This is a genomic window from Nocardia sp. CDC519 (genome assembly GCF_059509835.1).
On the sequence record NZ_CM183377.1, the window covers coordinates 2,065,661 to 2,087,813 of the forward strand.

The following is a 22,153-nucleotide window of genomic DNA, read 5'->3' on the forward strand; positions in this document are numbered from 1 at the left end:
AGGTCACCGGACACGCCGTCGTCCAAGAGGGTTAACCGCCGGGCCCTCGCGGCTTAGGCTGAACGGGTGAGCGACAAGTCGAAAGACGAGCCCGAATCCGCTGCGAGCACGGCGGAGCAGCGGGCGGTGTCATCGTCGGAGGGCGGCGTCGGCAGCCCCTACGATTCACCGACCGGCGAGTTTCCCGCGGTGGGCGACGAGCGTCCGAAGCTGACCAAGCAGATTCCGCGCACCGAAGAGGAGCTGGGGCTCGACCCGGAGGTCGACGCCGCCGGCGCGGGCGCTCCGGCCGGGAAGGACTCCGCCGCGGCGGCGGCGGGCTCCGACGCGGACGCGAAGAGCGCCGATCCGGACGCCACCTACGCCTACGCGAGTATCCCGCCCGCCGCCGCGCCGCCCACCGGTGCCACGGCCAACCGGGTGCGCCGCCGCAACGGCGACAACCGGCGCGGCACCCTCGATCTCGGCCTGTTCCTGCTGCGGCTGGTCGTCGGTGGCACCTTCCTTTACCACGGCATGCAGAAGCTCGCGGGCTGGTTCGACGGCCCAGGCATCGACGGCACCCGCCAGATGATGGAGAAGGGCGGCTGGGACCATCCGTCGCTATCGGCCGCGATGCTCATCGCCGGTGAGGTCGGCGGCGGCATCCTGCTCATCCTCGGCCTGGCCACTCCACTGGCCGCGGGCGCGGTGCTGGCCGTCATCCTCGACGCCTGGGCCTGGAAGCAGGGCATGCACCCCGACTTCCAGTACACGCAGGGCACCGGAGCCGTCGAGCTGGAGACGATCCTCGCCGGCACCGCCGCGGTCATCATCCTCACCGGTCCCGGCCGCTGGGCGCTGGACCGCAGCCGCGGCTGGGCCACCCGCCCGGCCTGGGGCTCGTTCGTGGTGCTGCTGCTCGCGATCGCCGCGGCCGCGGGTGCCTGGTGGTACCTGCACGGCGGCAACCCCTTGGTCGGCATCGTCTGATCTGATCCGCCTCCGATCCGCCTCTCCGTTGCCGGTCGTGAGTGCCGTTCGGCGTGCCGTTGCGGGCCGGCGGTTGTGTGGTCGGCTGAATTCTGGGCGTACCCGGTGAGTTACCCGGACCGTGCGAAATCAGTTGTCACGTTCGAAAACCAGTAGGCGCTCCTCGCCTGGGAGGAGCGCCTACTTTCGTGTCCTACTTCACGTGCCGCACGGCACCTTTGTCGGCCGAGGTCGCCATGGCCGCGTATGCGCGCAGCGCCGTCGTCACCGGACGGTCGCGGTTCACCGGCTGCCACGGCCGTTCCCGCGCCTCCATCTTGGCGCGCCGTTCGGCCAGCACGGCGTCGTCGACCAGCACCTCGAGGGTGCGGCTGGCGACGTCGATGCGGATCTGATCGCCGTCCTCCACCAGACCGATGACGCCACCACTGGCCGCCTCGGGGGAGATGTGGCCGATCGACAGGCCCGAGGTGCCGCCGGAGAACCGGCCGTCGGTGATCAGCGCGCACTCCTTGCCGAGCCCGGAGCCCTTGAGGAAGGCGGTGGGGTGCAGCATCTCCTGCATGCCTGGACCGCCGGCCGGGCCCTCGTAGCGCACCACGATCACATCGCCGGGCTTGATCTTCTTGGCCAGGATCACCGACACGGCCTCCTCCTGGGATTCGACCACCACGGCCGGGCCCTGGAAGGTGAACAGCTCCTCGTCGATGCCGGCGGTCTTGAGGATCGCGCCGTCGGGGGCGATATTGCCGCGCAGCACGACCAGTCCGCCCTCGGCGGTATAGGCGTGCTCGAGGTCGCGGATGCAGCCGTTGGCGGCGTCGGTGTCGAGCGAGGACCAGCGGTTGTCGGTGGAGAACGGCTCGGTGGTGCGGACCCCGCCCGGTGCGGCGTGGAACAGTTCGATGGCCTCCTCGGAAGCCTTGCCGGAGCGGATGTCCCAGGTGTCGAGCCATTCGTCGAAGCTCGCGGTGTGCACCGTGGTGACATCGGTTTCCAGCAGGTTCGCCCGCCGCAGCTCGCCGAGCAGCGCCGGGATGCCGCCCGCGCGGTGCACGTCTTCCATGTGGTAATCGGAGTTCGGCGCCACCTTCGACAGGGTCGGCACCTTGCGGCTGATCTCCTCGATCGTGTTCAGGTCGAAGTCGATCTCACCCTCCTGCGCGGCGGCAAGGGTGTGCAGCACCGTGTTGGTGGAACCACCCATCGCGACGTCGAGGGCCATCGCATTGCGGAAGGCCTTGGCATTGGCCACATTGCGCGGCAGCACCGAGGCATCGTCGTCGCGGTACCAGCGGGTGGCGATGTCGATGATCACCTTGCCCGCCTTCTCGAACAGCGCGCGGCGCGCGGCATGGGTGGCCAGGGTCGACCCGTTGCCCGGCAGCGCGAGTCCGAGCGCTTCGGTGAGGCAGTTCATCGAGTTCGCGGTGAACATGCCAGAGCACGAACCACAAGTCGGGCAGGCGCTGCGCTCGACCTCGTCGAGCCCTTCGTCGCTGACCGCCGAGTTCGCGCTGGCCGAGATCGCGGTGACCAGGTCGGTCGGCGCCTGCGCGACACCGCCGACCACGACGGCCTTACCGGCCTCCATCGGGCCGCCGGAGACGAACACCGCGGGGATGTTGAGCCGCATGGCCGCGTTGAGCATGCCGGGGGTGATCTTGTCGCAGTTGGAGATGCACACCAGCGCGTCGGCGGTGTGTGCGTTCACCATGTATTCCACCGAGTCGGCGATGATCTCGCGGCTGGGCAGCGAGTACAGCATGCCGCCGTGTCCCATCGCGATGCCGTCGTCGACGGCGATGGTGTGGAACTCGCGCGGCACACCACCCGCGGCGCGCACCGCGTCGGCGACGATCTCGCCGACGTCCTTGAGGTGCACGTGCCCTGGCACGAACTGGGTGTAGGAGTTGGCGATGGCGACGATCGGCTTGCCGAAATCGGAGTCGGTCATACCGGTGGCCCGCCACAGAGCGCGGGCGCCGGCGGCATTGCGGCCGATGGTGGTGGTTCGTGAACGAAGCGGTGGCATGGATGTCCTCGGTCGGGTCGCGGGGGCTGATGTGCGACGACGCTGAGCGGCTCGGCGGTCCGGCCGGGGGGTGCCCGGCGGTCCGGCCGGCGCACTGCTCGGCGTTTCCTCGACGTTACTCCCGCACCCGGCACGGGCTGTGTGCCGGTGGGGGAGCGGGGATCAGCTACCCGGGGCGGTGTCGGTGTCGCGTGCGGCCGCGGTATCGGCCTCGCTGGGGGTCGGTGTGTCGCCGCCCGTGGTCGGGTCGGCGCCCGAAGGGGGCTCGGTGGTGCCGGTGGTGTCGGCGTCCGCCGATGCGATCGGTTCCGCGGGTCCGGCGAACGGGTCGGGGATTCGTCCACCCGAAGCGTCCACCAGTTCGCGCAATCGGTCGTAGCTTACCGCCGGTAGTTTTACCTCGCTCTCGTCGTCGAGGTGGACCCGGACATAGCCACGCTTGGGAATGCGGATGCCGCGCACCTGCGCCCAGTCGATGTGGCGGGATCCGAAGACCGTGCGCAGATCAAGTCCCGCCCCGGAGACGGTGGTCTGGGTGCGCAGAATCCACACCGACACCGCGATCGGCAGCGCGAACAGCCACCACAGCGCGGCGGGCCAGCCGACGAACGGGAAGAACACGCACAGCACCAGCACCAATACGCCGATGAAGTTCAGTCGTGTGATGCGGATGACACGGGCCGGTGTGCCCTCGCTCGCCTGACCACCCGTATCCGGCGCCGCGTCGGACGTGTGGGACGATTTAGCCGGTGGCACGGACTGATGCGGTGATGACACACCACCATCCTCGCATCATGGTGGACGGACTCGAGCACCCACTGTCGTCCCACATAATGGGACGGCGTAGGCAAGCAGTTTGACTCTTCACCTCACGCACAAATACCGTCATGCGCGTGAATCGAAACGAGTTGCTCGTAATCGGCCGGCGCGTCCAGCGTTGAGCCCGACTACCTGATACGTCAGCTCGCACTGCGACGCGCCACCCTCGAACAGCCATGGGCTGTCGGGGGCTTTTTTGTGTTCGGACCATGACCGCTGTCCGGACGGGCAGGCACCGCCACTCGCGGCTCGCCCGGGGTCATAACGACAAGAGGTAAGGAACCAAGACGGTGAGCGCACCAACCGCCCGGCCCGGGCCCTCGGCCCGCAGGCCAGCGCCTTCGGCGAACCAGCCGGCAGCTGCCGGTACTCCCGCGACGACCACGGCCAACCGCCGCCAGCTCCCGCCCGAGCGGGTCACCGGCGCGCAGTCGGTCGTCCGCTCGCTCGAGGAGCTCGGCGTCGACACCGTATTCGGCATTCCCGGCGGCGCCATCCTGCCCGTCTACGACCCGCTGTTCGATTCCACCCGGGTGCGGCACGTCCTGGTGCGCCACGAGCAGGGTGCCGGTCACGCCGCCACCGGGTACGCCCAGGCCACCGGCAAGGTCGGTGTCTGCATGGCGACCTCGGGTCCCGGCGCCACCAACCTGGTCACCCCGATCGCCGACGCCCAGATGGACTCGGTGCCGATCGTCGCGATCACCGGTCAGGTCGGCCGCGGACTCATCGGTACCGATGCCTTCCAGGAAGCCGACATCTCCGGCATCACCATGCCGATCACCAAGCACAACTTCCTGATCACCGACGGTGCCGACATCCCGCGCATGATCGCCGAGGCGTTCTACCTGGCCTCGAGCGGTCGTCCGGGCGCGGTGCTGGTCGACATCCCGAAGGACGTGCTGCAGGCGCAGACCACCTTCAGCTGGCCGCCGGAGATGCGGCTGCCCGGCTACCGCCCGGTCACCAAGCCGCACGGCAAGCAGGTGCGTGAGGCCGCCCGGCTGATCGCCGAGGCCAAGGCGCCGGTGCTCTACGTCGGCGGCGGCGTGATCAAGGCCGACGCCTCGGCCGAGCTGCTGGAGCTGGCCGAACTGACCGGCATTCCGGTGGTGACCACGCTGATGGCGCGCGGCGCGTTCCCCGACAGCCACCGCCTGCACTGCGGCATGCCCGGCATGCACGGTTCGGTGGCCGCGGTGGCGGCGCTGCAGAAGTCGGACCTGCTGATCACCCTCGGTGCCCGGTTCGACGACCGCGTCACCGGTCAGCTGGACTCCTTCGCGCCCGGCGCCAAGGTCATCCACGCCGATATCGACCCCGCCGAGATCGGGAAGAACCGGCACGCCGATGTCCCGATCGTCGGTGATTGCCGCGAGGTGATCATCGAGCTGATCGAGACCCTGAAGTCCGATCCGGCCCAGACCATGCCGTTCGAGCTGACCGAATGGTGGACCTACCTCGACGGCATCCGCGACGCCTACCCGCTCGGCTGGACCGCGCCGAGCGACGGCTCGTTGTCGCCGGAGTTCGTCATCGACGCGCTCGGCCGCCTGGCCGGACCGGATGCGATCTACTGCGCGGGCGTCGGCCAGCACCAGATGTGGGCCGCCCAGTTCGTCAAGTACGAGAAGCCGCGCACCTGGCTCAACTCCGGCGGTCTCGGCACCATGGGCTACGCCGTCCCGGCCGCCATGGGCGCCAAGATGGGCGCGCCGGAGAAGGAGGTCTGGGCGGTTGACGGTGACGGCTGCTTCCAGATGACCAACCAGGAGCTGGCCACCTGCGCGGTGGAGGGCGTGCCGATCAAGGTCGCGCTGATCAACAACGGCAACCTCGGCATGGTCCGCCAGTGGCAGACCCTGTTCTACGAGGAGCGCTACTCCAACACCGATCTCGGCACGCACACCCTGCGCATCCCCGATTTCGTCAAGCTGGCCGAAGCGCTCGGCTGCCACGGCATCCGGGTGGAGAAGGAAGAAGACGTCGAGGCCGCGATCCGGGAGGCGCAGTCGATCAACGACCGCCCGGTCGTCATCGACTTCATCGTCGGCAAGGACGCCCAGGTGTGGCCGATGGTCGCCGCGGGCACCAGCAACGACGAGATCATGGCCGCCCGCGGCATCCGTCCGCTGTTCGACGAGGACGAGACCGCCGCCGAGCCCGCCGTCATCCACGAGGCGCTGTCGCATGACCGGACGCAGGCCGGCCGTCCCGCCGACACCACCGCACAGACCAGCGAGGGGAACCAAGAATGAGCAGCACCCACACCCTCAGCGTCCTCGTCGAGGACAAGCCGGGCGTGCTGGCGCGAGTGGCGAGCCTGTTCTCTCGCCGCGGCTTCAATATCGAATCGCTGGCGGTCGGCGGCACCGAGGTTCCCGACATCTCCCGGATGACGATCGTCGTCACCGTCGAGGATCTGCCGCTCGAGCAGGTGACCAAGCAGCTCAACAAGCTGGTCAACGTCATCAAGATCGTCGAGCAGGACGCCGAGGCCTCGGTGGCCCGCGAGCTGATCCTGGTGAAGGTGCGCGCCGACGCCAGCGTGCGCACCCAGGTGATCGAGGCCGTTACGCTCTTCCGGGCGAAGGTCATCGACGTGTCACCGGACGCGCTCACCGTCGAGGCGACCGGAACCCGGTCCAAGCTCGACGCGCTGCTGCGGATGCTGGAACCGTACGGCATCCGTGAGATCGTGCAGTCCGGTGTGGTGGCGGTCGGCCGCGGGCCGAAGTCGATCACCGCGACCCGCTGAGCAGCCGAATCAGTCTTTTCTAACTCCTAGAAATCGAGAAGGGAACCCAATAGTGGCAGTCGAGATGTTCTACGACGACGATGCCGATCTGTCGATCATCCAGGGCCGCAAGGTCGCGGTGATCGGTTACGGCAGCCAGGGCCACGCGCACTCGCTGAGCCTGCGCGACTCGGGTGTCGAGGTCCGCGTCGGCCTCGCCGAGGGCTCGAAGTCGCGGCCGAAGGCCGAGGAGGCCGGGCTGACCGTCGGCACCCCCGCCGAGGTTTCCGCGTGGGCCGACGTGATCATGGTGCTGGCCCCCGACACCGCGCAGGCGTCGATCTTCACCAATGACATCGAGCCGAACCTGAAGGATGGCGACGCGCTGTTCTTCGGCCACGGCCTCAACATCCACTTCGGCCTGATCAAGCCGCCGGCCAACGTCACCATCGGCATGGTGGCGCCGAAGGGCCCGGGCCACCTGGTGCGTCGTCAGTTCGTCGACGGCAAGGGCGTTCCGGCGCTGATCGCGGTCGATCAGGACCCGAAGGGTGAGGGCCAGGCCCTGGCGCTGTCCTACGCCAAGGCCATCGGCGGCACCCGCGCGGGCGTCATCAAGACCACCTTCAAGGAAGAGACCGAGACCGACCTGTTCGGTGAGCAGGCCGTGCTCTGCGGTGGCACCGAGGAACTGGTCAAGACCGGTTTCGAGGTCATGGTCGAGGCCGGTTACGCGCCGGAGATGGCCTACTTCGAGGTGCTGCACGAGCTCAAGCTGATCGTCGACCTGATGTACGAGGGCGGCATCGCCCGGATGAACTACTCGGTCTCCGACACCGCCGAGTTCGGTGGCTACCTGTCGGGCCCGCGGGTCATCGACGCCGACACCAAGAAGCGGATGCAGGACATCCTCAAGGACATCCAGGACGGCACCTTCGTCAAGCGTCTGGTCGCCAACGTCGAGGGCGGCAACAAGGAGCTCGAGGCGCTGCGCAAGCAGAACGCCGAGCACCCGATCGAGGTCACCGGCGCCAAGCTGCGTGGTCTGATGAGCTGGGTGGATCGCCCCATCACCGAAACCGCGTAAGTTCCGCGCGCGAGAAAGGGCCCGTTCGCCGGTGGCGGACGGGCCCTTTCGCGTGTACGCCTCAGGCGACGGTGCGGGCGCGGCCGCTCGGATCGGCCGGGTCGATATGCCAGCTGTGCACCCGGCGCGGGTGGATGCGGATGACGTCATGGGAGAACCACTCCGGCACCACCGGCGGTACCTCCACGGTGAGCGTTTCGGCGATACCGCGGATTTCGACGCCGCGGCCCTTGCCAGGGACGAGTTCGCCGGGCCGATCGGGAGTGAGGTCGTCGAACAGCACGCTCACCTTCGGGTTGACGAGCACATTGCGGTAGCGCCGGGTGTTCGCATGGTTCGGTCCGCCGATATCGATGGTGTCGTCGTCGTTGAGGCGGAAGCCGAGCGGAACCGTCATCGGCTGGCCGTCCGGGCTGACGGTGGACAGCCGGCACAGCCGCACGGTGTGCAGATACGCGCGTTCGACGTCGGTGAGAATTGCCATGACATCGAACGTAGGACCTCGACGAAGGTTGAGGTCAAGGAGTGATGCGGGCGGGACCCCGACCGGTCGTGCTCGCCTTTCCCGCCCGCGGTCGCTCAGAAGCTGCCGAATCCGCGCGGAATGATATGGCGCAGCAGCCACCAGAGCGGGTCGTGCCCGTGACCACGATCCCAGTTGCGGTCCCAGTCACGGTCCCACTTCTTGTCGTGATCCCATTTCTTGTTCTTGTCGTGGTCCCACCGGTCCCAATCGCCATGGCCTGGGCGATCGACCTGAGTGATACCGGGCGGTGCCGACGCCGGATCGGCAGCGGCCGGAACCGCGACGGCCGTCAGCGGAAACACTGTTATCGCACCGGCGACGGCGACGCGCGCCGCCGTCCGGCGAAACGCGGTTGATGTGGTTGTCGAGAACACCTTCTTATCCTTTCCAGCATGCTGCGGATCAGCCGATCGCAGCCCTCGCCGTGATTCGAGCGCTGGTCCGGGCGTAGCGGTGGCCTCGCGGGCTGTGCGAGCGGTGCGGGAACACGCCTGCCGTGCCGGACGGGCACTCGGGCGACACCGGATCCCGGCCGGCCGACGTGGTCGGGGCGAATCGGTCGAGCAGCGGTGACACACCCCCTACTCTTCCGCAATTGGCGGCAAAGGTCACGGGTGCGGACAGGTTCGGACCGAGGATCATTCGAATGGATGAGACCCCACCCATGCGGGCACGCCGACCGGGTCGGGGGCAATAGGGGACACACCGGATTTCGCCGCGTCGTTGTACTGTTCTCGGCCGCGGGCAAGACTGTGTGGATGACGAATACGGTCGCCGACACTCTGGCGTCGGAGCGCGAGCACGCTGGTCGCGCGGTGCGCGCGCAGCTGCCACGTTCGGCTCTCGGCCAGTTGCGGCTCGCCCCGGAACGCGACCCGATCGCCATCCTGGAACGGCAGGCGGCCACCCGCGTTCCCGAGCTGGTGCCCATCCGCTACGCGCGGATGGCGGCCGGGCACTTCCCCTTCCTGCGCGGCGCTCCGGCGATCATGGCGGCCGACCTGGCGGCCACCCCGAACACCGGCCTGACGGTGCAACTGTGCGGCGACGCGCACCTGTCCAACTTCGGTGTCTTCGCCTCACCGGAACGGTCGCTGGTCTTCGACCTCAACGATTTCGACGAGACACTGCCCGGTCCCTTCGAATGGGATGTGAAACGTCTGGCGGCCAGCATCGCGGTCGCCGCACGCGCCAACGGCTGCACCGATGACGCGGCGGCCGCATCGGCGCGCACCGCGGCGGCGGCCTACCGCGACGGCATGCGACGGCTGGCCGGACGTGACTCCCTCGACGTCTGGTACGAGCAGGTCGACGCCGACACCCTGGTCGATCTGGTCCGTAAACCGAAGCGCCGCAAGAACGTCGAGAAGACCCTGGATGCCGCCCGCCGCCGCACCAGCCTGCAGGCGCTGCACAAACTCACCGAGCTCGGTCCCGACGGTCGCCTGCGCATCCGGCAGCAACCGCCACTGCTCACACCGGTCGCCGTCGCCGATGCCGACGCCGTCGAGGAGGTCTTCGCCGCCTATCGCCGCTCGCTGCCCGAGGAACGCCGGGTGCTGGTGAACCGGTACCGGATCGTGGATTTCGCGCGCAAGGTGGTGGGCGTCGGCAGCGTCGGCACCCGCTGTTTCGTGGTGCTGCTCATCGACCGCGACACCGGCGGCCCGCTGTTTCTGCAGGTGAAGGAGGCCGAGGAATCGGTGCTCGCGCCGCATCTGACGCCGAGCGTGTTCCGCAATCACGGCCACCGCGTGGTGCACGGGCAGCGATTGATGCAGTCCGCGAGCGATATCTTCCTCGGCTGGATCGCCGGACCGCAGGGCCGCCACTTCTACTGGCGGCAGTTGCGCGATATGAAGGGCTCCGCCGAGATCGACACCATGTCACCGGCCGGCCTGCGCCAGTACGCCGCGCTGTGCGGGCACACCCTCGCCAGGGCCCATGCCCGCTCGGGCGACCGCATCGCCATCGCCGGCTATCTCGGGTCCGGCGATTCGTTCGACCGGGCCATGGCCGAGTTCGCTCTCGCTTACGCCGATCAGACCGTCAGCGATCACCGAGCGCTGGTCGAGGCCATCGAATCCGGACGCGTCGAAGCTGTGGCGAACCCGTACTGAACCGTGGCGTGGCCGGACCGCGCAGGCACTGCGTGGCCGCGCGGGTAGCGGTCTGACGCGCGGTGAGTCCCGCCATCTCGAACTGATCCATGGCCGCGTCCAGATCGAACAAATCGTTGTCGCCGAACACATTCGCCACCGTGTCATGGCTCACCGCGCCGATCTCGGCGGCACAGATCAGAGTGATCGCGTGCGCGCGTTGTTCGTCGTTGGGGCGGCCGGTCGCCAGGCAGGTGATGAGCTCGGCGACCGAGTCGGTGGTCCACAGGCCGGGCAGTGCCGAGGCCGCCTGCGCCACCGAGGGGGAGTCGGCGCGATACCAGCGTCCGGCATCCCACCAGTAGCAGAACGCGGTGAGCCCGGTGTCGGCGTGCGGGTTCAGCATCGGGTCGACGGCCCAGTCCGGTGGCTCGGGATGCACCGGCGGTGGTGCGTCGTCGTCGAGTCGCAGCGCGTCCGAGGTCCACACGCCGCCGGAGAGCACCGCGCGGCCGCCGGGCAACGCGTACAGCGTCGAGCCGCTGTTGCCGGAGCTCTCGAACCATGCCAGCGACGGCAACATTCGCGGCCCCCACTGCGATCCGGCGGCGGCGAAGGCAGCCGACATCGCCGCCCATCTGGCCCAGAGCTGGGCAAACGGCGGTAGGTCGACCTCGGTACAGGTGCGGGTCCGTACGCCCATCAGATCCCCGCGGTCAGTTCGAGGTGGATACCGTCGGGATCGTTGAAGCCGAGGATCGCGATACCGAATTGATCCATCTCGACGATGTCGCCGTGTGCCACGCCCGCCTCGTCGAAGCGGGCGATGGCCTTCAGTAGATCGTCGCGGGAATCGACGGTGAAGCTGAGATGGTCGAGACCGACGCGTTCGGAATCGAAGCGATCGTCCGGGTCGGCCACCGGCCGCAGTCCGAGCAGCATCCCGCCGGGGGTCTGGAACACCACGCCGCCGTAGAGCTGGAACGGGTCGGCGCGCACGAGTGGATCGGCCGGGTTGCCGGGCGATTCGGCCGCCACTTCGAAGCCGAGCACGTCCTCGTAGAACTCACGCGAACGTTCGAGATCGGTGACCGTCAACCGGATGTGGTGGACGAGGCTGGTGGCAAGCGACATGCGGGACTCCGAGGGTGTCGATCGGCGGACGACGGCTGGGGGCTGCCGGGGGTGAGGGGGCCGAAACTGTGCGGGCCGTCACTGGAACTGAACAGACACTATGCGGCCCGTCCGCCATTACCGAGTGTCGGAAACGACATGTTCAGTACTATTCCCGACATGGATGTCGGGGTGTTCGTGATGGATGGTGTGGCCGACTTCGGTTTGGCGGCACTGCAGGAGACCTTCAACACCGCCAACGCGGCCCGCGACCAGCTCGACACACCACCCGCGCCGTGGCGGGTGCGCACCATGTCCTTCGGCGAGAGCGTCACCTCCGGGCATGGGCACACCATCGCCACCACACCACTGGTCGACGGCACGCCCGAACCCGACATGATGATCGTGCCCGCGGTGCAGGTGCTCGATCCCGAGCCGTTGGTCGATCTGGTGACCTCGGCCCGCAGCAAGCCCGTGCTGGATCGGATCCGGCAGGTCCACGAGAACGGCACACATGTGGCCGGCGCCTGCTCGGGGACCTTCTTCCTGGCCGAGGCCGGTGTCCTCGACGGATCCGCGGCCACCACCAGCTGGTGGCTCGGCCCCACGTTCCGCCGCCGCTACCCGCAGATCGCGCTCGACGAGAGCCGGATCCTGTGTCGCGGCCCGCGGGTCAGCACGGCGGGCGCCGCGCTGTCGCACATGTATCTCGCGCTGTCGCTGGTGCAATCGGTGAGTCCGGCGCTGGCCGAACTCACCAGCCGATATCTGATCGCGGGCAACGGGCGCAGGCAAAGCGACTTCGTGCTTCCCGAAATCGTCGCCCGCGGCAATTCGGTGACCGCGGCCTTCGAACGCTGGGTGCGCGACCATCTGGCCGACCAGTTCCTGATCTCCACCGCCGCGCAGGCGATCGGCGTCACCGAGCGCAGCCTGCAGCGCGCCACCCAGGCCGAACTCGGCATGTCACCACGCGACTTCGTCAACGACATCCGTTTGGAGCGTGCCGCGCATCTGCTGCGCACCACTGATCTGACGCTGGACGCCGTCGCGGCGCGGGTCGGCTATCTGAACGCGGGAACCCTGCGGGGATTGGTGAAACGCCGCCGCGGCGTGACGATTGCCGAGCTGCGGTCCTCGCCGCTCGCATGGTGAAGCGAGGCCGGCGACCGATGCGTTTTACACTGTCTACCGATGAGTAACTTCTTTGCCTCGGTGGACGAGGTGACCCGCAGGCTCACCGACGCCGGTTATCTGCCGTCCACCGATATCGCCACCGCCGTGTTCCTGGCGGGCCATCTGGGCAAACCGCTGCTCATCGAAGGCCCCGCCGGCGTCGGCAAGACCGAACTGGCGAAGGCCCTCGCCGTTACCGCCGCGGCCGAGCTGATCCGGTTGCAGTGCTACGAGGGCATCGACGAAGCGCGCGCCCTCTACGAGTGGAACCACGCCAAGCAGCTGCTGCGCATCACCGCCACCGAAGGCGAAAGCTGGGACAGCACGCGCGAGCACGTCTTCACCGAAGAGTTCCTGCTCTCGCGCCCACTGCTGGCCGCCATCCGCAACCCCGAGCCCACCGTGCTGCTCATCGACGAACTCGACAAGGCCGATGTCGAACTCGAAGGGCTGCTGCTCGAGGTGCTCGGCGACTATCAGGTCAGCATCCCCGAACTCGGCACCATCCGCGCCGTCCGCAAACCGTTCGTCATCCTGACCTCCAACGCCAACCGCGAGCTATCGGAGGCGTTGAAGCGACGCTGCCTGTACCTGCACATCGACTATCCGACCGCCGAGCTGGAACGCGCCATCGTCCGGCTGCGCGTGCCCGAACTCGATGCGGCCTTGGCCGAACCGATCGTGCGCACCGTCGGCGCGCTCCGTCAGCTCCCGCTGCGCAAGGCGCCGTCGGTCGCCGAAACCGTCGACTGGGCACGAACTCTCGTCGCGCTGGGGACTCGGCGACTCACGGGTGGAGTGGTGCGCTCCACGCTCGGTGTGCTGTTGAAACATCGGTCCGACCATCAGGTCGCGGTGGAGCGGCTCGAGCTGGATGGGGCAGACGCGGCAGCGGAGTCGGCGTGCGGCTGACTCGCAGGGCGCGAGGCGCGGCCCCGGGTCACGGCGCCGCCCGGTTCGGTGCACCGAGCGGGCGCCTATCGGACGCGCCTACGCGCCCTTCCTGGCCACGCCCTTACCGCCGAAACCGCACCGGGGGATCTCGGGTGTGGGCAGCCCCGGATGGGGGCGACAGGTGACGCCGTCCGGACCCGCTCACCTCGAGGCCGGATCGCGCCACGAATCGATGACCGACCGCCTCGTCGCGTTCGTCACGCTGCTGCGCGAACACGGCATCAACGTCGGCCCCAGCGAAACCATCGATGCCGCCGAAGCCATTGTCGCGCTCGGCACCGACAACACCGACCGCCTCCGCTCCGGCCTCGCCGCCACCCTGCTGCGCCGCAACGGTCAGCGCGCGGTCTTCGATCAGCTCTTCGACCTCTACTTCCTCGGTCGCGGCGGGTACGGTCAAGTGCGCGAACCGAATTCCGATGCCATTGCGACCTTGCGCGACGAACTGGTCACCACTCTCGCCGACAACCCCGACGCCACACCCGAACTCGCTCGCCGCGCCCTCACCGAACTCGGCGGCTACGGCAGCGGGGGACAGGGCGCGGGCGCATCGGGCGTCGTGACCACCGCCTCCGGCGCGGGTTGGTCGTCGTACCTGACCCTGAAGGCACTGCAGCCCGACGACCTCGCCGAACGCATCGTCGCCCGAATGGGCGCCTCCACCAGCGAATTCGACACCGCCGTGCACACCATCGAAGCCGACCGCCGCCTGCGCGCCTTCCGCATCGCCCTGCAAACCGAGGCCCGCATCCGTTCCGCCGAACTGCGCGGCACCGACTACATCGCCCGCCGCGGCGTCGAGTCCAGCAGCGACCGCATCGATTTCCTCGGCGCCCGTGAACAGGACCTCGCCGAGATGCGCCGCCTCGTCCACCCGCTGGCCCGCAAACTCGCCACCCGCCTGGCCGCCCGCCGCCGCAAAGCCGTCCGCGGCCAGATCGACCTGCGCCGCACTCTGCGCGCCTCCATGTCCACCGGCGGCGTCCCCGTCACCCCCGTCCTCCGCGCCCGCAAACACGGCCGCCCCGACCTCGTCGTCCTGGCAGACCTCTCCGGCTCCGTCACCGGTTTCGCCGAATTCACCCTCCTGCTGGTCGCCGCCCTGCAAGACCAATTCAGCCGCGTCCGCAGCTTCGGCTTCATCGACACCTGCGCCGAAATCACCCCCTGGTTCACCCCCGGCACCCCGCCCACCCCCGACCTCACCGCCCGCATCATCCGCGAATCCGGCGTCACCCGCTTCGGCAGCAGCAACTACGGCGAAGCCCTCTCCGGCTTCGTCACCAACCACCTCGACGCCCTCGGCCCCCGCGCCTCCCTCCTCATCCTCGGCGACGCCCGCACCAACCGCACCGACCCAGGTCTCGACGCCCTCTCCCTCATGCTCGACAAGGCCAAGCACGCCTACTGGCTCAACCCCGAACCCGCCCGCTCCTGGTCCACCGGCGACTCCGCCGCGCACGTGTACGCCGAGCACATCACGATGCACGAATGCCGGAACGTAGTGCAGTTGGCCGAGGTCGTCGGGCGGCTGCTGCCCGCGTGAGTGCGGGGGCTCTCCGCTGCGGACAGGTTGTGATCAACGGGCCGAACTGATCGGGATGCCGTCTCGGGTTACCCGAAGGGTGGGCACGCCGCATCCTTCCCCCGGCATCGAACAGATGGCCGATAAGATCACAAAGTGCTTGCCAGCTCCGAGGACGTCGCGAATGCCGAACTGGTCGATCTTTTCGCAGGTCCCGGTGGCCTCGATGTGGCCGCCACATGGCTGAAAATCAAGTCGGTCGGGATCGAGATCGACGAGAACGCGGTGGCGACTCGCAGGGCTGCGGGTCTATCGACGCTGATGTCCGACGTACGGGACTGGTCGCCATCCGACTTTCCGGCTGCGAAAATCCTTACAGGTGGGCCCCCGTGCCAGACGTATTCGGTAGCGGGCTCGGGTGCAGGCCGTAAACGCCTCGAGACTGTCCGCGGCTTGGTACGCCATATGGGCGAAAACGGGCCGTTCAGTGTCGACACATGGCTGGGGGACCTCGAGGATGAGCGCACAGGTCTCGTGCTCGAGCCACTGAAGTGGGCAATGGTCGCGATGGCCGCCGACCGTCCGTTTGAAACGATTGTGCTCGAACAAGTGCCTACTGTTCTCCCGGTGTGGCGGGAATACGTCGACGTGCTGCGTGCGATGGGCTACTTCGCCGACGCGGACGTGATGCGAGCGGAGGAGTTCGGTGTCCCCCAGACACGCAAGCGGGCAATCCTTATCGCTAGGTTGAGCGATCCGGTGAAGTGGCCCGAGCCAACCCATCGCCGGTATGTGCGTCATCAGAAAGACCGCCCTGACAACGGAGCGCTCGACTGGATCCCGATGAGCAAGATCCTGAACATCTCTGGGAAGTTCGTTGTCGTTTCCAATTACGGAACAGGCGGCAGGCCAGATCTTCGTGGCAAGCGATACTTCGACGAGCCCGCCTACACAGTCACGGGCAAGGTCTCTCGCAACCGGATCATCGACCTCGGCGGCAATTACATTCGGCATATCAACATTGACGATGCAAGCCGGCTGCAGACGTTTCCCACGGGCTACCCATGGTCGGGCAAGGACATCGCGCAGCAGATCGGTAACGCGATACCTCCTCGGCTCGCCGCTCATGTCCTGTGCGCAGCGGTGCATGGCGTGCTGCCTGCGGTGCAGGGGCTGGACGAGGCGGTCGGAGGAACGTGGGAGCAGGCTCGGCACGGCGGGTTCGATCTGGTGGGCGGCGGAATGTCTGCCATCGACGGGCCTCTTGCGCTCTTCAGGGAGCCAGCGCGCTCCACACCCAGTCTGGTTGGCTGAACCGTGACTTCGCGCCACTCGCGGCGACGAGTGACATGTAGCACTTTCTGACTGCAGTGCGATAGCAATTCCAGTGATGAGGTCGACGTCGCTTCCGATCCGCTCCCCGAAGGCGGTAGCAACGCTTAGCCTTACCGCTAGTGCAGGGGGTTCGAACCCGCCGTCGTACCAGAGCGAGTGCAGACAGTAGGAGTGCCGGTGAGTGATCTGATCGATGAACAGTACGACGTCTTCAAGTCGTTTCTCGACAAGGACACCCCTGCTGAAGCTGTCAAGAAGCTTGCCCTGTTCGCATCTCCCGACGTTATCCAGCGGATTCAAGAGCGCTACAGCCAGGACATGATCTGGATCCGCGACATGCAAGAACCACGCTCCGTAGTCATCGACAACTACGAGACCTGGTATGCGGGCCCGCATCCGGATGATCGACTCTGGCCGGCGATTGCCAAGGGCCTCCTCAAGCAGGGTTGGCCCCAGACGCCCGCGATCGACAGCTTGGACGCGTCCTCGACTCGCATTGTCTCGCTGCTTCGTCATCCGCGAGAAATGAGCTTCTCGACTCGTGGCCTTGTCGTCGGCTACGTGCAATCGGGCAAAACCACAAACTTTACCGCTGTGATGGCGAAGGCTGCTGACCGTGGATACAAGCTGTTCATTGTGCTCGCGGGTATCCACAACGGCTTGCGCCGACAGACTCAGGCGCGCTTGATTCAACAGCTCGTCGAACCCAATCCCAGTATGTGGTCACAGATCACCGACCTCGATCACGATTTCCGCCCGACCGCCAACCCAGCGAGTTTCTTCGGAAAGGCAAACAAGACGCATGTACTGTGTGTCGTCAAGAAGAATGCGACAGTCCTGCGGAAATTGGTTAGGTGGTTGAGCGATGCCTCGGACTACCTCTCAGATTGCCCGGCCCTGATCATCGACGATGAGGCCGATCAGGCCACCGTTGCAACGGCGTCGATCAATCCGCTGATTCGGCAGATTCTCGATACTCTGCCCAAATCGGCGTACGTCGGATATACGGCGTCCCCTTTCGCGAACTTGCTGATCGACCCTAGTGCGAAAGACCTGTATCCGCAACACTTCATTGTGAACCTGCCGAAACCTGAAGGCCATTTCGGTACCGAAGTGCTATTTGGTCGGTATGCGCTCGACGGGGAGGACCCGAACGAAGTCGACGACGGCTACGACATGATCCGAAACGTTCCCGATGACGACGTGGAGCTTGTCCGCCCGAAGACGAAGGCGGATGCCGATGGATTCATGCCGGTGGTGACGGACACCCTTCGGCGCGCCGTCCAATACTTCTGGCTCACTACCGCTGCTCGACGAGTTCGAGGGACGGGTAATCCGCACTGCACCATGCTGATCCACACGAGCGTGCGGACGGCCGTGCACAACAGCTTCTATGCCCCGCTGGAAGCGCTGCGGCGCAGAACGATTCGAGACCTCGATGATGATGCGCTGCACCAAGAGCTGAAGCAGCTTTGGGTGACCGAGACGAGCCGTGTCTCCGCCGAGTCGTTCGGAGAACGGCCGGTTCCTTTCGACGAAGTGGTCGAACAACTGCCTCGTGTGCTGCGTGATTGTCGGATCGTTATGGACAACTCGGAAAGTACCGATCGTCTCGACTATGAGAACGGCCCCGTTGTCGCGATTGCCGTCGGGGGAAACACCCTTTCTCGCGGCCTGACACTCGAAGGGCTTTCGGTCAGTTACTTCGTGCGTTCGGTGTCCACGTATGACACGCTGCTACAGATGGGCCGGTGGTTCGGATACCGAAATGGGTACGCAGACTTGCCGCGGATATGGATGACCGCCGAGTTGGAGGACTGGTTCCGTCATATTGCCACCGTCGAGACCGAGATGCGACGGGATATAGATGTATATATGACCGAGGGCAAGACGCCGATGAACTTCGCGGTTCGGTTGCGGACCCATCCCGCTTTGCGGGTCACGGCGGCCGCCAAGATGAAGGACGCGGTGACAGCGGCATCATCCTACGGAGGAAAACGAGTCCAGACCCGGTATTTCCGGACTGATGCTGAATGGCTTCTGGGAAATCAAACCGCGGCAAAAAACCTCGCCGCAGGCGCGCTCGACCAAGGGCGCGTCGATGACCGCACCAGTGCGGGGCGCTACCTCATCCGGGATGTACCGAGTCACATCGTGCTGGATTTCCTCCGGGAATACGAGTTTCACGAACGATCGCAGGAGTGCGACGCGGATTTAATTTCTGGGTATATTGAGAAGCGAATCCGAAATGCTGGCGCACTTCGCCGATGGAATATTGCTATCATCGGCAATCCGCAGAAAGGCGCTGACGACGGCTTCGAATTTGCTCCCGGCGTCTCGGTCGGCCGCATCGTCCGGTCTCGATTCGGCACACCTCAACCGGATTTTGCCGACATCAAGACGTTGATGAGCCGTCGCGATGCCGCTATCGATCTCGACGGTGATACCGAAAAGATGACCGAAGATGATATAACGAGCGCCCGGGCGGTCCAATTGCCTGATACTGGCCTTCTGGTGTTGTATCCGATCGATCGCGTCTCCAATCCCGATCCAGCGAAGCAGAAACGTACCCCGCTCGATGTGCCCGAGCACGTCATAGGCGTAGGAATGGTCTTTCCAAAGCCAGAGCACGACAGCACAGTTGCTTGGGAGTCGACTTACATCTCGGCCGATCTTTCGGGCGTTGACATCGAGGAAGAGGACTTCAGCCTGATCGAGGCGGAGGAGCTCTGATGATCTCCGCTGTTCGCGTTGTCGTAGACGAGCATTGGCGTCGGCTGGAAGGCTCCGGGCAGATCACGGAGAACGCGCTCAGGCTTGCGGACCTACCGGTTCCGACCCCCCTCGGACACGTGGCTGCGGCAGTAGATGCCGATGGCCACCGCCATCTGCTCGTGCCCATCGGTAGCCATCAGATCGTCCGAAAAGGGTTGAATGGTCCCGTATTGCAACTCAGGAAAAGGGCGCTCGAGGACCGCGAAACCTACCGACTCTATGCCGATCTCGGTTGCCTGCGCCGAGATCTGAACGATATTTTCACGATGCTGTGTGCGGATGTGCTCGTCGCAACCGAAACCAGTCCTGAAAATCCTGTCAAGACGCTCAACCGTGTTCTAGATCGGTGGAAAGCCCTGTTTCAAAACCCGGGCCCGCCGCTGGGCCCGCACGAGTTGGCCGGTTTATTCGGCGAACTGACGGTGCTTGCTCGACTTCTGGAGCGGGACGGCAGCGCGTATCGCACGTGGCGTGGACCGTCCGGCCATCGTCATGACTTTGCCGCTGACTCGGCGGCAGTCGAAGTGAAGACCTCACTGACGACGGATGGCCGTGCGGTTCGTATTCACGGATTGGACCAGCTCGAACCGCCGATGGGTGGTCCGTTGGGGCTGGTCTGGATGCGCTTGCTCCGGGCTGAGTCGACAGGGGTCGGGTTCTTGGCGCTGGTTGCAAGGGTTCTCGACCTTGCGGATGACGAGAGCGCCGTGTTGGGCCTGCTGGCGTCTGTCGGCTATCGCGTCGCCGACGACGCCCACTACTCCCATGTGCGGTTCATGGTTGATGAAGAGCGTTGGTACAACGTTGATGTCGCGTTTCCACGGCTCACACAGATCGATTTGGCGGCTGCGGGCATATCAGCCAACATCCGGGATGTCGACTACACGATCGACTTGTCGCCGGAGTCGCCTGCCCCGATGTCTCAGAGTGCAGTGGACGAACTTCTGGGTGCCATGATCGAGGAGTTTGCGTGACAGCACCGAGCTGGGTCTCCCAACCGTTTCCACCTGAAGGCGCCAGCGCAGCCGAAGGTATCAGGAATCAGCTGGGAAAGCCCGAGTTGGACCATCTGACGATCCTTGTCCGCGAGTCGGCGCAGAACAGCTGGGATGCTCGGATCGGAGACGGAGTCACAGTCCACTACCGCATCGATCTTCAGACAGTCAGTGCTGCGGACGCGTCGGCTTGGCGCGAACACATGACACGCCGCGCCCCGATGAAGGATGTCCTGCCGTTACGCGAATCACTGAATAAGCCCACGATCAGAGTCCTTTCCATTTCCGACCGGGGAACGCGGGGTCTAGGTGGACCGACGAGGGCAGATACGGTCACCGACAAGGGGCGGGATTTTGTTGCCTTTCTCCGCAACATCGGAGAGCCGCGCGATCAGAGCCTCGGCGGTGGTACGTATGGATTCGGTAAGGGGATCCTGTATCTCGTGTCGAATTCGGGCACGATCTTGGTGCATACGAGATGCCAGTATGAAGGCCGTTACGAGACCAGGCTGATGGGTGCGGCTCTCTGGAAGAGCTATGACGCGAATGACGTCGGTGGCAAACGACGCTACACGGGACGCCATTGGTGGGGAGACGCATCGGGCGATGTGATCGAGCCATTGGTAGGTGGCGCGGCCGATGCGATGGCTTCCAGGCTCGGTTTGCGTCCGTTCGGCGAGTCCGAGACTGGCACGACCATCGTCATCATCGATCCGCACCTCGACGACCGGACGCCGGTCGAGGTCGCTGAGTACCTCGCGGACACAATCGCATGGCAACTGTGGCCGAAGATGCTGCCGGGCAGTCGTGGTGTCCCCCCTATGCGGTTCACAGTGACGTGCGATGGGATCGAATATTCCGTACCGGACCCCACGAAGCTGAAGCCACTACGGTTGTTTGTGTCGGCTTACACCAAGATGGTCGACGGCCGGGGAGAAGACCTCCGCCACGGGCGATCCAAAAAGCTGCTCGGTCGGCTCGGGATCGAGCGAACGATGTCTCAGAGGTTCGAGCCGAGTTCGGCCGCGAGAATGGCAGGCTTCGACTCGGGCATGGTGCACCATGTATGTCTGATGCGACCGGCCGAACTGGTGGTGACTTATTGGCAGGGGCCGAAGCCGCCCAGCGAGTACATCGCATACGCGGGTGTGTTCCGAGCCGACGAGTCGATGGATGAAACCTTTGCCGCCGCCGAGCCGCCGACACACGATAGTTGGAACCCGCAGTCTTTGGAAATGCCCGACAGTTCCTATGTGAGGGTGACATTTACGCGGTTGAAGGAGTCGGCGGAGCGTATCACTGGTTTGGCCGGCGCCCGTGAGGTCGAGGTCGCTCAGATTTCGCTGGGTGCTGCAAGTGATCAGTTGTCTCCGCTGGTCGGGGGTGCGTGGGGAATCGGCTCAGCAACAGATTATGGAAGGCCAGGCGACACGGAAGTTATTAAGAGACGACCAGCGCGTCGCCGCCCGTCGGGAGCCCCGAACATGGGCGATCGTGGGGCCGAGCTTGGGCTCGATTCGACTGGATTCGAGTCTTCAGAAAGCAGAGGGCAAGACGGGGGTTCCCAACCTATGCCGGGAGCTGAACCGAAACGGAGGCGTCCCAAGATCGAGTATGTCGGTGATGCCTACCTTGATGACTACTGGGGAAACGCGGTGGTGGTCCAGGAATTCCGGCTTCCCCTCAAACTCGCCCAGCGAGTCTCTGCCGACCTTGCCGTGGCTGTCGCGACGGACGGAAGCCTCGAAACGGATCCGCCCGCCGGCGCGGAAGTTCCGGGACTCGTGGGGTGGGAGGATCCGACCGGGCAACTGCACACGACGCCGACATTCGTAATCGAAGGCGGCACAGGTGATGTCTGGAAGGCAATTGCGAAACCGGCCGCTGACACAATGACGGATATCGTGCTGTTCACCGAGGCGGTGGGGTCCTGATGGTTCACCGTGTTCTGCCCTACCGAACTCCTTCGCCTGATGTTGTTCATGCCGGTGACTGGCTGCTGCAG

The 22,153-nt window shown here is 65.9% G+C and carries 18 protein-coding genes; 12 read left to right on the forward strand and 6 right to left on the reverse strand.

Annotated elements, in window-relative coordinates; all coding sequences use genetic code 11:
• The first annotated feature begins 66 nt into the window (after positions 1-66).
• The gene (locus AC5W7N_RS09170; RefSeq protein WP_495923517.1) at positions 67-972 is read left to right on the forward strand and encodes a DoxX family protein; all 906 of its coding nucleotides are present in this window, start codon (positions 67-69) and stop codon (positions 970-972) included.
• A 193-nt stretch (positions 973-1,165) separates the two neighbouring features.
• On the opposite strand, the gene ilvD is transcribed toward AC5W7N_RS09170, so the two are convergent.
• Positions 1,166-3,007, reverse strand: a complete 1,842-nt coding sequence (gene ilvD, locus AC5W7N_RS09175) for a dihydroxy-acid dehydratase (protein ID WP_163817393.1) — start codon at positions 3,005-3,007, stop codon at positions 1,166-1,168.
• A 162-nt stretch (positions 3,008-3,169) separates the two neighbouring features.
• Positions 3,170-3,784 (reverse strand): PH domain-containing protein, encoded by a 615-nt coding sequence (locus tag AC5W7N_RS09180; RefSeq protein ID WP_495923518.1) that lies wholly within the window; start codon positions 3,782-3,784, stop codon positions 3,170-3,172.
• Between the two features lie 332 nt (positions 3,785-4,116).
• Between AC5W7N_RS09180 and AC5W7N_RS09185 the strand changes: the two genes are divergently transcribed.
• From AC5W7N_RS09185 to ilvC, 3 genes are all read left to right on the forward strand, one after another.
• A complete protein-coding gene (locus tag AC5W7N_RS09185; protein WP_194991969.1) occupies positions 4,117-6,084 on the forward strand; it encodes an acetolactate synthase large subunit in 1,968 nt (655 codons plus the stop codon).
• Positions 6,081-6,584, forward strand: a complete 504-nt coding sequence (gene ilvN / locus AC5W7N_RS09190; RefSeq protein WP_014352179.1) for an acetolactate synthase small subunit — start codon at positions 6,081-6,083, stop codon at positions 6,582-6,584. The genes AC5W7N_RS09185 and ilvN overlap by 4 nt, the downstream gene beginning before the upstream one ends.
• 64 nt (positions 6,585-6,648) lie before the next feature.
• On the forward strand, positions 6,649-7,650 hold the full coding sequence (gene ilvC / locus AC5W7N_RS09195; RefSeq protein WP_174343942.1) for a ketol-acid reductoisomerase: 1,002 nt from the start codon (positions 6,649-6,651) through the stop codon (positions 7,648-7,650).
• A 61-nt stretch (positions 7,651-7,711) separates the two neighbouring features.
• Here ilvC and AC5W7N_RS09200 read toward each other — a convergent pair whose 3' ends face one another.
• Both AC5W7N_RS09200 and AC5W7N_RS09205 read right to left on the reverse strand, forming a co-directional pair.
• On the reverse strand, positions 7,712-8,134 hold the full coding sequence (locus AC5W7N_RS09200) for a PPOX class F420-dependent oxidoreductase (protein WP_163817397.1): 423 nt from the start codon (positions 8,132-8,134) through the stop codon (positions 7,712-7,714).
• A 95-nt stretch (positions 8,135-8,229) separates the two neighbouring features.
• Positions 8,230-8,478, reverse strand: coding sequence for a hypothetical protein (locus AC5W7N_RS09205; protein ID WP_495923519.1), 249 nt, complete (start codon positions 8,476-8,478; stop codon positions 8,230-8,232).
• Between the two features lie 456 nt (positions 8,479-8,934).
• Here AC5W7N_RS09205 and AC5W7N_RS09210 point away from each other — a divergent pair, with 456 nt between their 5' ends.
• A complete protein-coding gene (locus tag AC5W7N_RS09210) occupies positions 8,935-10,296 on the forward strand; it encodes a DUF2252 domain-containing protein (protein WP_195019755.1) in 1,362 nt (453 codons plus the stop codon).
• Here the strand turns inward: AC5W7N_RS09210 and AC5W7N_RS09215 are convergent.
• Positions 10,226-10,978, reverse strand: coding sequence for a hypothetical protein (locus AC5W7N_RS09215; protein WP_194992691.1), 753 nt, complete (start codon positions 10,976-10,978; stop codon positions 10,226-10,228). The two genes, AC5W7N_RS09210 and AC5W7N_RS09215, sit on opposite strands and share 71 nt — an antisense overlap.
• A complete protein-coding gene (locus AC5W7N_RS09220; protein ID WP_163817405.1) occupies positions 10,978-11,409 on the reverse strand; it encodes a VOC family protein in 432 nt (143 codons plus the stop codon). The genes AC5W7N_RS09215 and AC5W7N_RS09220 overlap by 1 nt, the downstream gene beginning before the upstream one ends.
• A 159-nt stretch (positions 11,410-11,568) precedes the next feature.
• Between AC5W7N_RS09220 and AC5W7N_RS09225 the strand changes: the two genes are divergently transcribed.
• The 7 genes from AC5W7N_RS09225 to AC5W7N_RS09255 all read left to right on the forward strand — a co-directional run bounded on the left by AC5W7N_RS09225 (position 11,569) and on the right by AC5W7N_RS09255 (position 22,082).
• Positions 11,569-12,543: a GlxA family transcriptional regulator gene (locus tag AC5W7N_RS09225; protein ID WP_195007011.1), complete on the forward strand. Its 975-nt coding sequence runs from the start codon at positions 11,569-11,571 to the stop codon at positions 12,541-12,543.
• Between the two features lie 39 nt (positions 12,544-12,582).
• On the forward strand, positions 12,583-13,476 hold the full coding sequence (locus AC5W7N_RS09230) for an AAA family ATPase (protein WP_495923520.1): 894 nt from the start codon (positions 12,583-12,585) through the stop codon (positions 13,474-13,476).
• Positions 13,477-13,690: 214 nt separating this feature from the next.
• On the forward strand, positions 13,691-15,064 hold the full coding sequence (locus AC5W7N_RS09235) for a vWA domain-containing protein (protein ID WP_495923521.1): 1,374 nt from the start codon (positions 13,691-13,693) through the stop codon (positions 15,062-15,064).
• A gap of 135 nt (positions 15,065-15,199) precedes the next feature.
• Positions 15,200-16,357 carry a DNA cytosine methyltransferase gene (locus AC5W7N_RS09240; RefSeq protein WP_495923522.1) on the forward strand — a complete coding sequence of 386 codons (1,158 nt, stop codon included), beginning with the start codon at positions 15,200-15,202 and terminating at the stop codon, positions 16,355-16,357.
• Positions 16,358-16,555: 198 nt separating this feature from the next.
• On the forward strand, positions 16,556-19,111 hold the full coding sequence (locus AC5W7N_RS09245; protein ID WP_495923523.1) for a Z1 domain-containing protein: 2,556 nt from the start codon (positions 16,556-16,558) through the stop codon (positions 19,109-19,111).
• Positions 19,111-20,127: a PD-(D/E)XK motif protein gene (locus AC5W7N_RS09250; RefSeq protein ID WP_495923524.1), complete on the forward strand. Its 1,017-nt coding sequence runs from the start codon at positions 19,111-19,113 to the stop codon at positions 20,125-20,127. Before AC5W7N_RS09245 ends, AC5W7N_RS09250 begins: the two co-directional genes overlap by 1 nt.
• Positions 20,124-22,082 carry a hypothetical protein gene (locus AC5W7N_RS09255; RefSeq protein ID WP_495923525.1) on the forward strand — a complete coding sequence of 653 codons (1,959 nt, stop codon included), beginning with the start codon at positions 20,124-20,126 and terminating at the stop codon, positions 22,080-22,082. The genes AC5W7N_RS09250 and AC5W7N_RS09255 overlap by 4 nt, the downstream gene beginning before the upstream one ends.
• Positions 22,083-22,153: the final 71 nt, after the last annotated feature.

Coding starts and splice junctions, on each gene's coding strand:
- AC5W7N_RS09225 (WP_195007011.1), top strand. CDS start 11,569: ATGGATGTCGGGGTGTTCGTGATGGATGGTGTGGCCGACTTCGGTTTG.
- AC5W7N_RS09210 (WP_195019755.1), top strand. CDS start 8,935: ATGACGAATACGGTCGCCGACACTCTGGCGTCGGAGCGCGAGCACGCT.
- AC5W7N_RS09235 (WP_495923521.1), top strand. CDS start 13,691: ATGACCGACCGCCTCGTCGCGTTCGTCACGCTGCTGCGCGAACACGGC.
- AC5W7N_RS09230 (WP_495923520.1), top strand. CDS start 12,583: ATGAGTAACTTCTTTGCCTCGGTGGACGAGGTGACCCGCAGGCTCACC.
- ilvN (WP_014352179.1), top strand. CDS start 6,081: ATGAGCAGCACCCACACCCTCAGCGTCCTCGTCGAGGACAAGCCGGGC.
- AC5W7N_RS09215 (WP_194992691.1), bottom strand. CDS start 10,978: ATGGGCGTACGGACCCGCACCTGTACCGAGGTCGACCTACCGCCGTTT.
- ilvC (WP_174343942.1), top strand. CDS start 6,649: ATGTTCTACGACGACGATGCCGATCTGTCGATCATCCAGGGCCGCAAG.
- AC5W7N_RS09220 (WP_163817405.1), bottom strand. CDS start 11,409: ATGTCGCTTGCCACCAGCCTCGTCCACCACATCCGGTTGACGGTCACC.
- AC5W7N_RS09250 (WP_495923524.1), top strand. CDS start 19,111: ATGATCTCCGCTGTTCGCGTTGTCGTAGACGAGCATTGGCGTCGGCTG.
- ilvD (WP_163817393.1), bottom strand. CDS start 3,007: ATGCCACCGCTTCGTTCACGAACCACCACCATCGGCCGCAATGCCGCC.
- AC5W7N_RS09200 (WP_163817397.1), bottom strand. CDS start 8,134: ATGGCAATTCTCACCGACGTCGAACGCGCGTATCTGCACACCGTGCGG.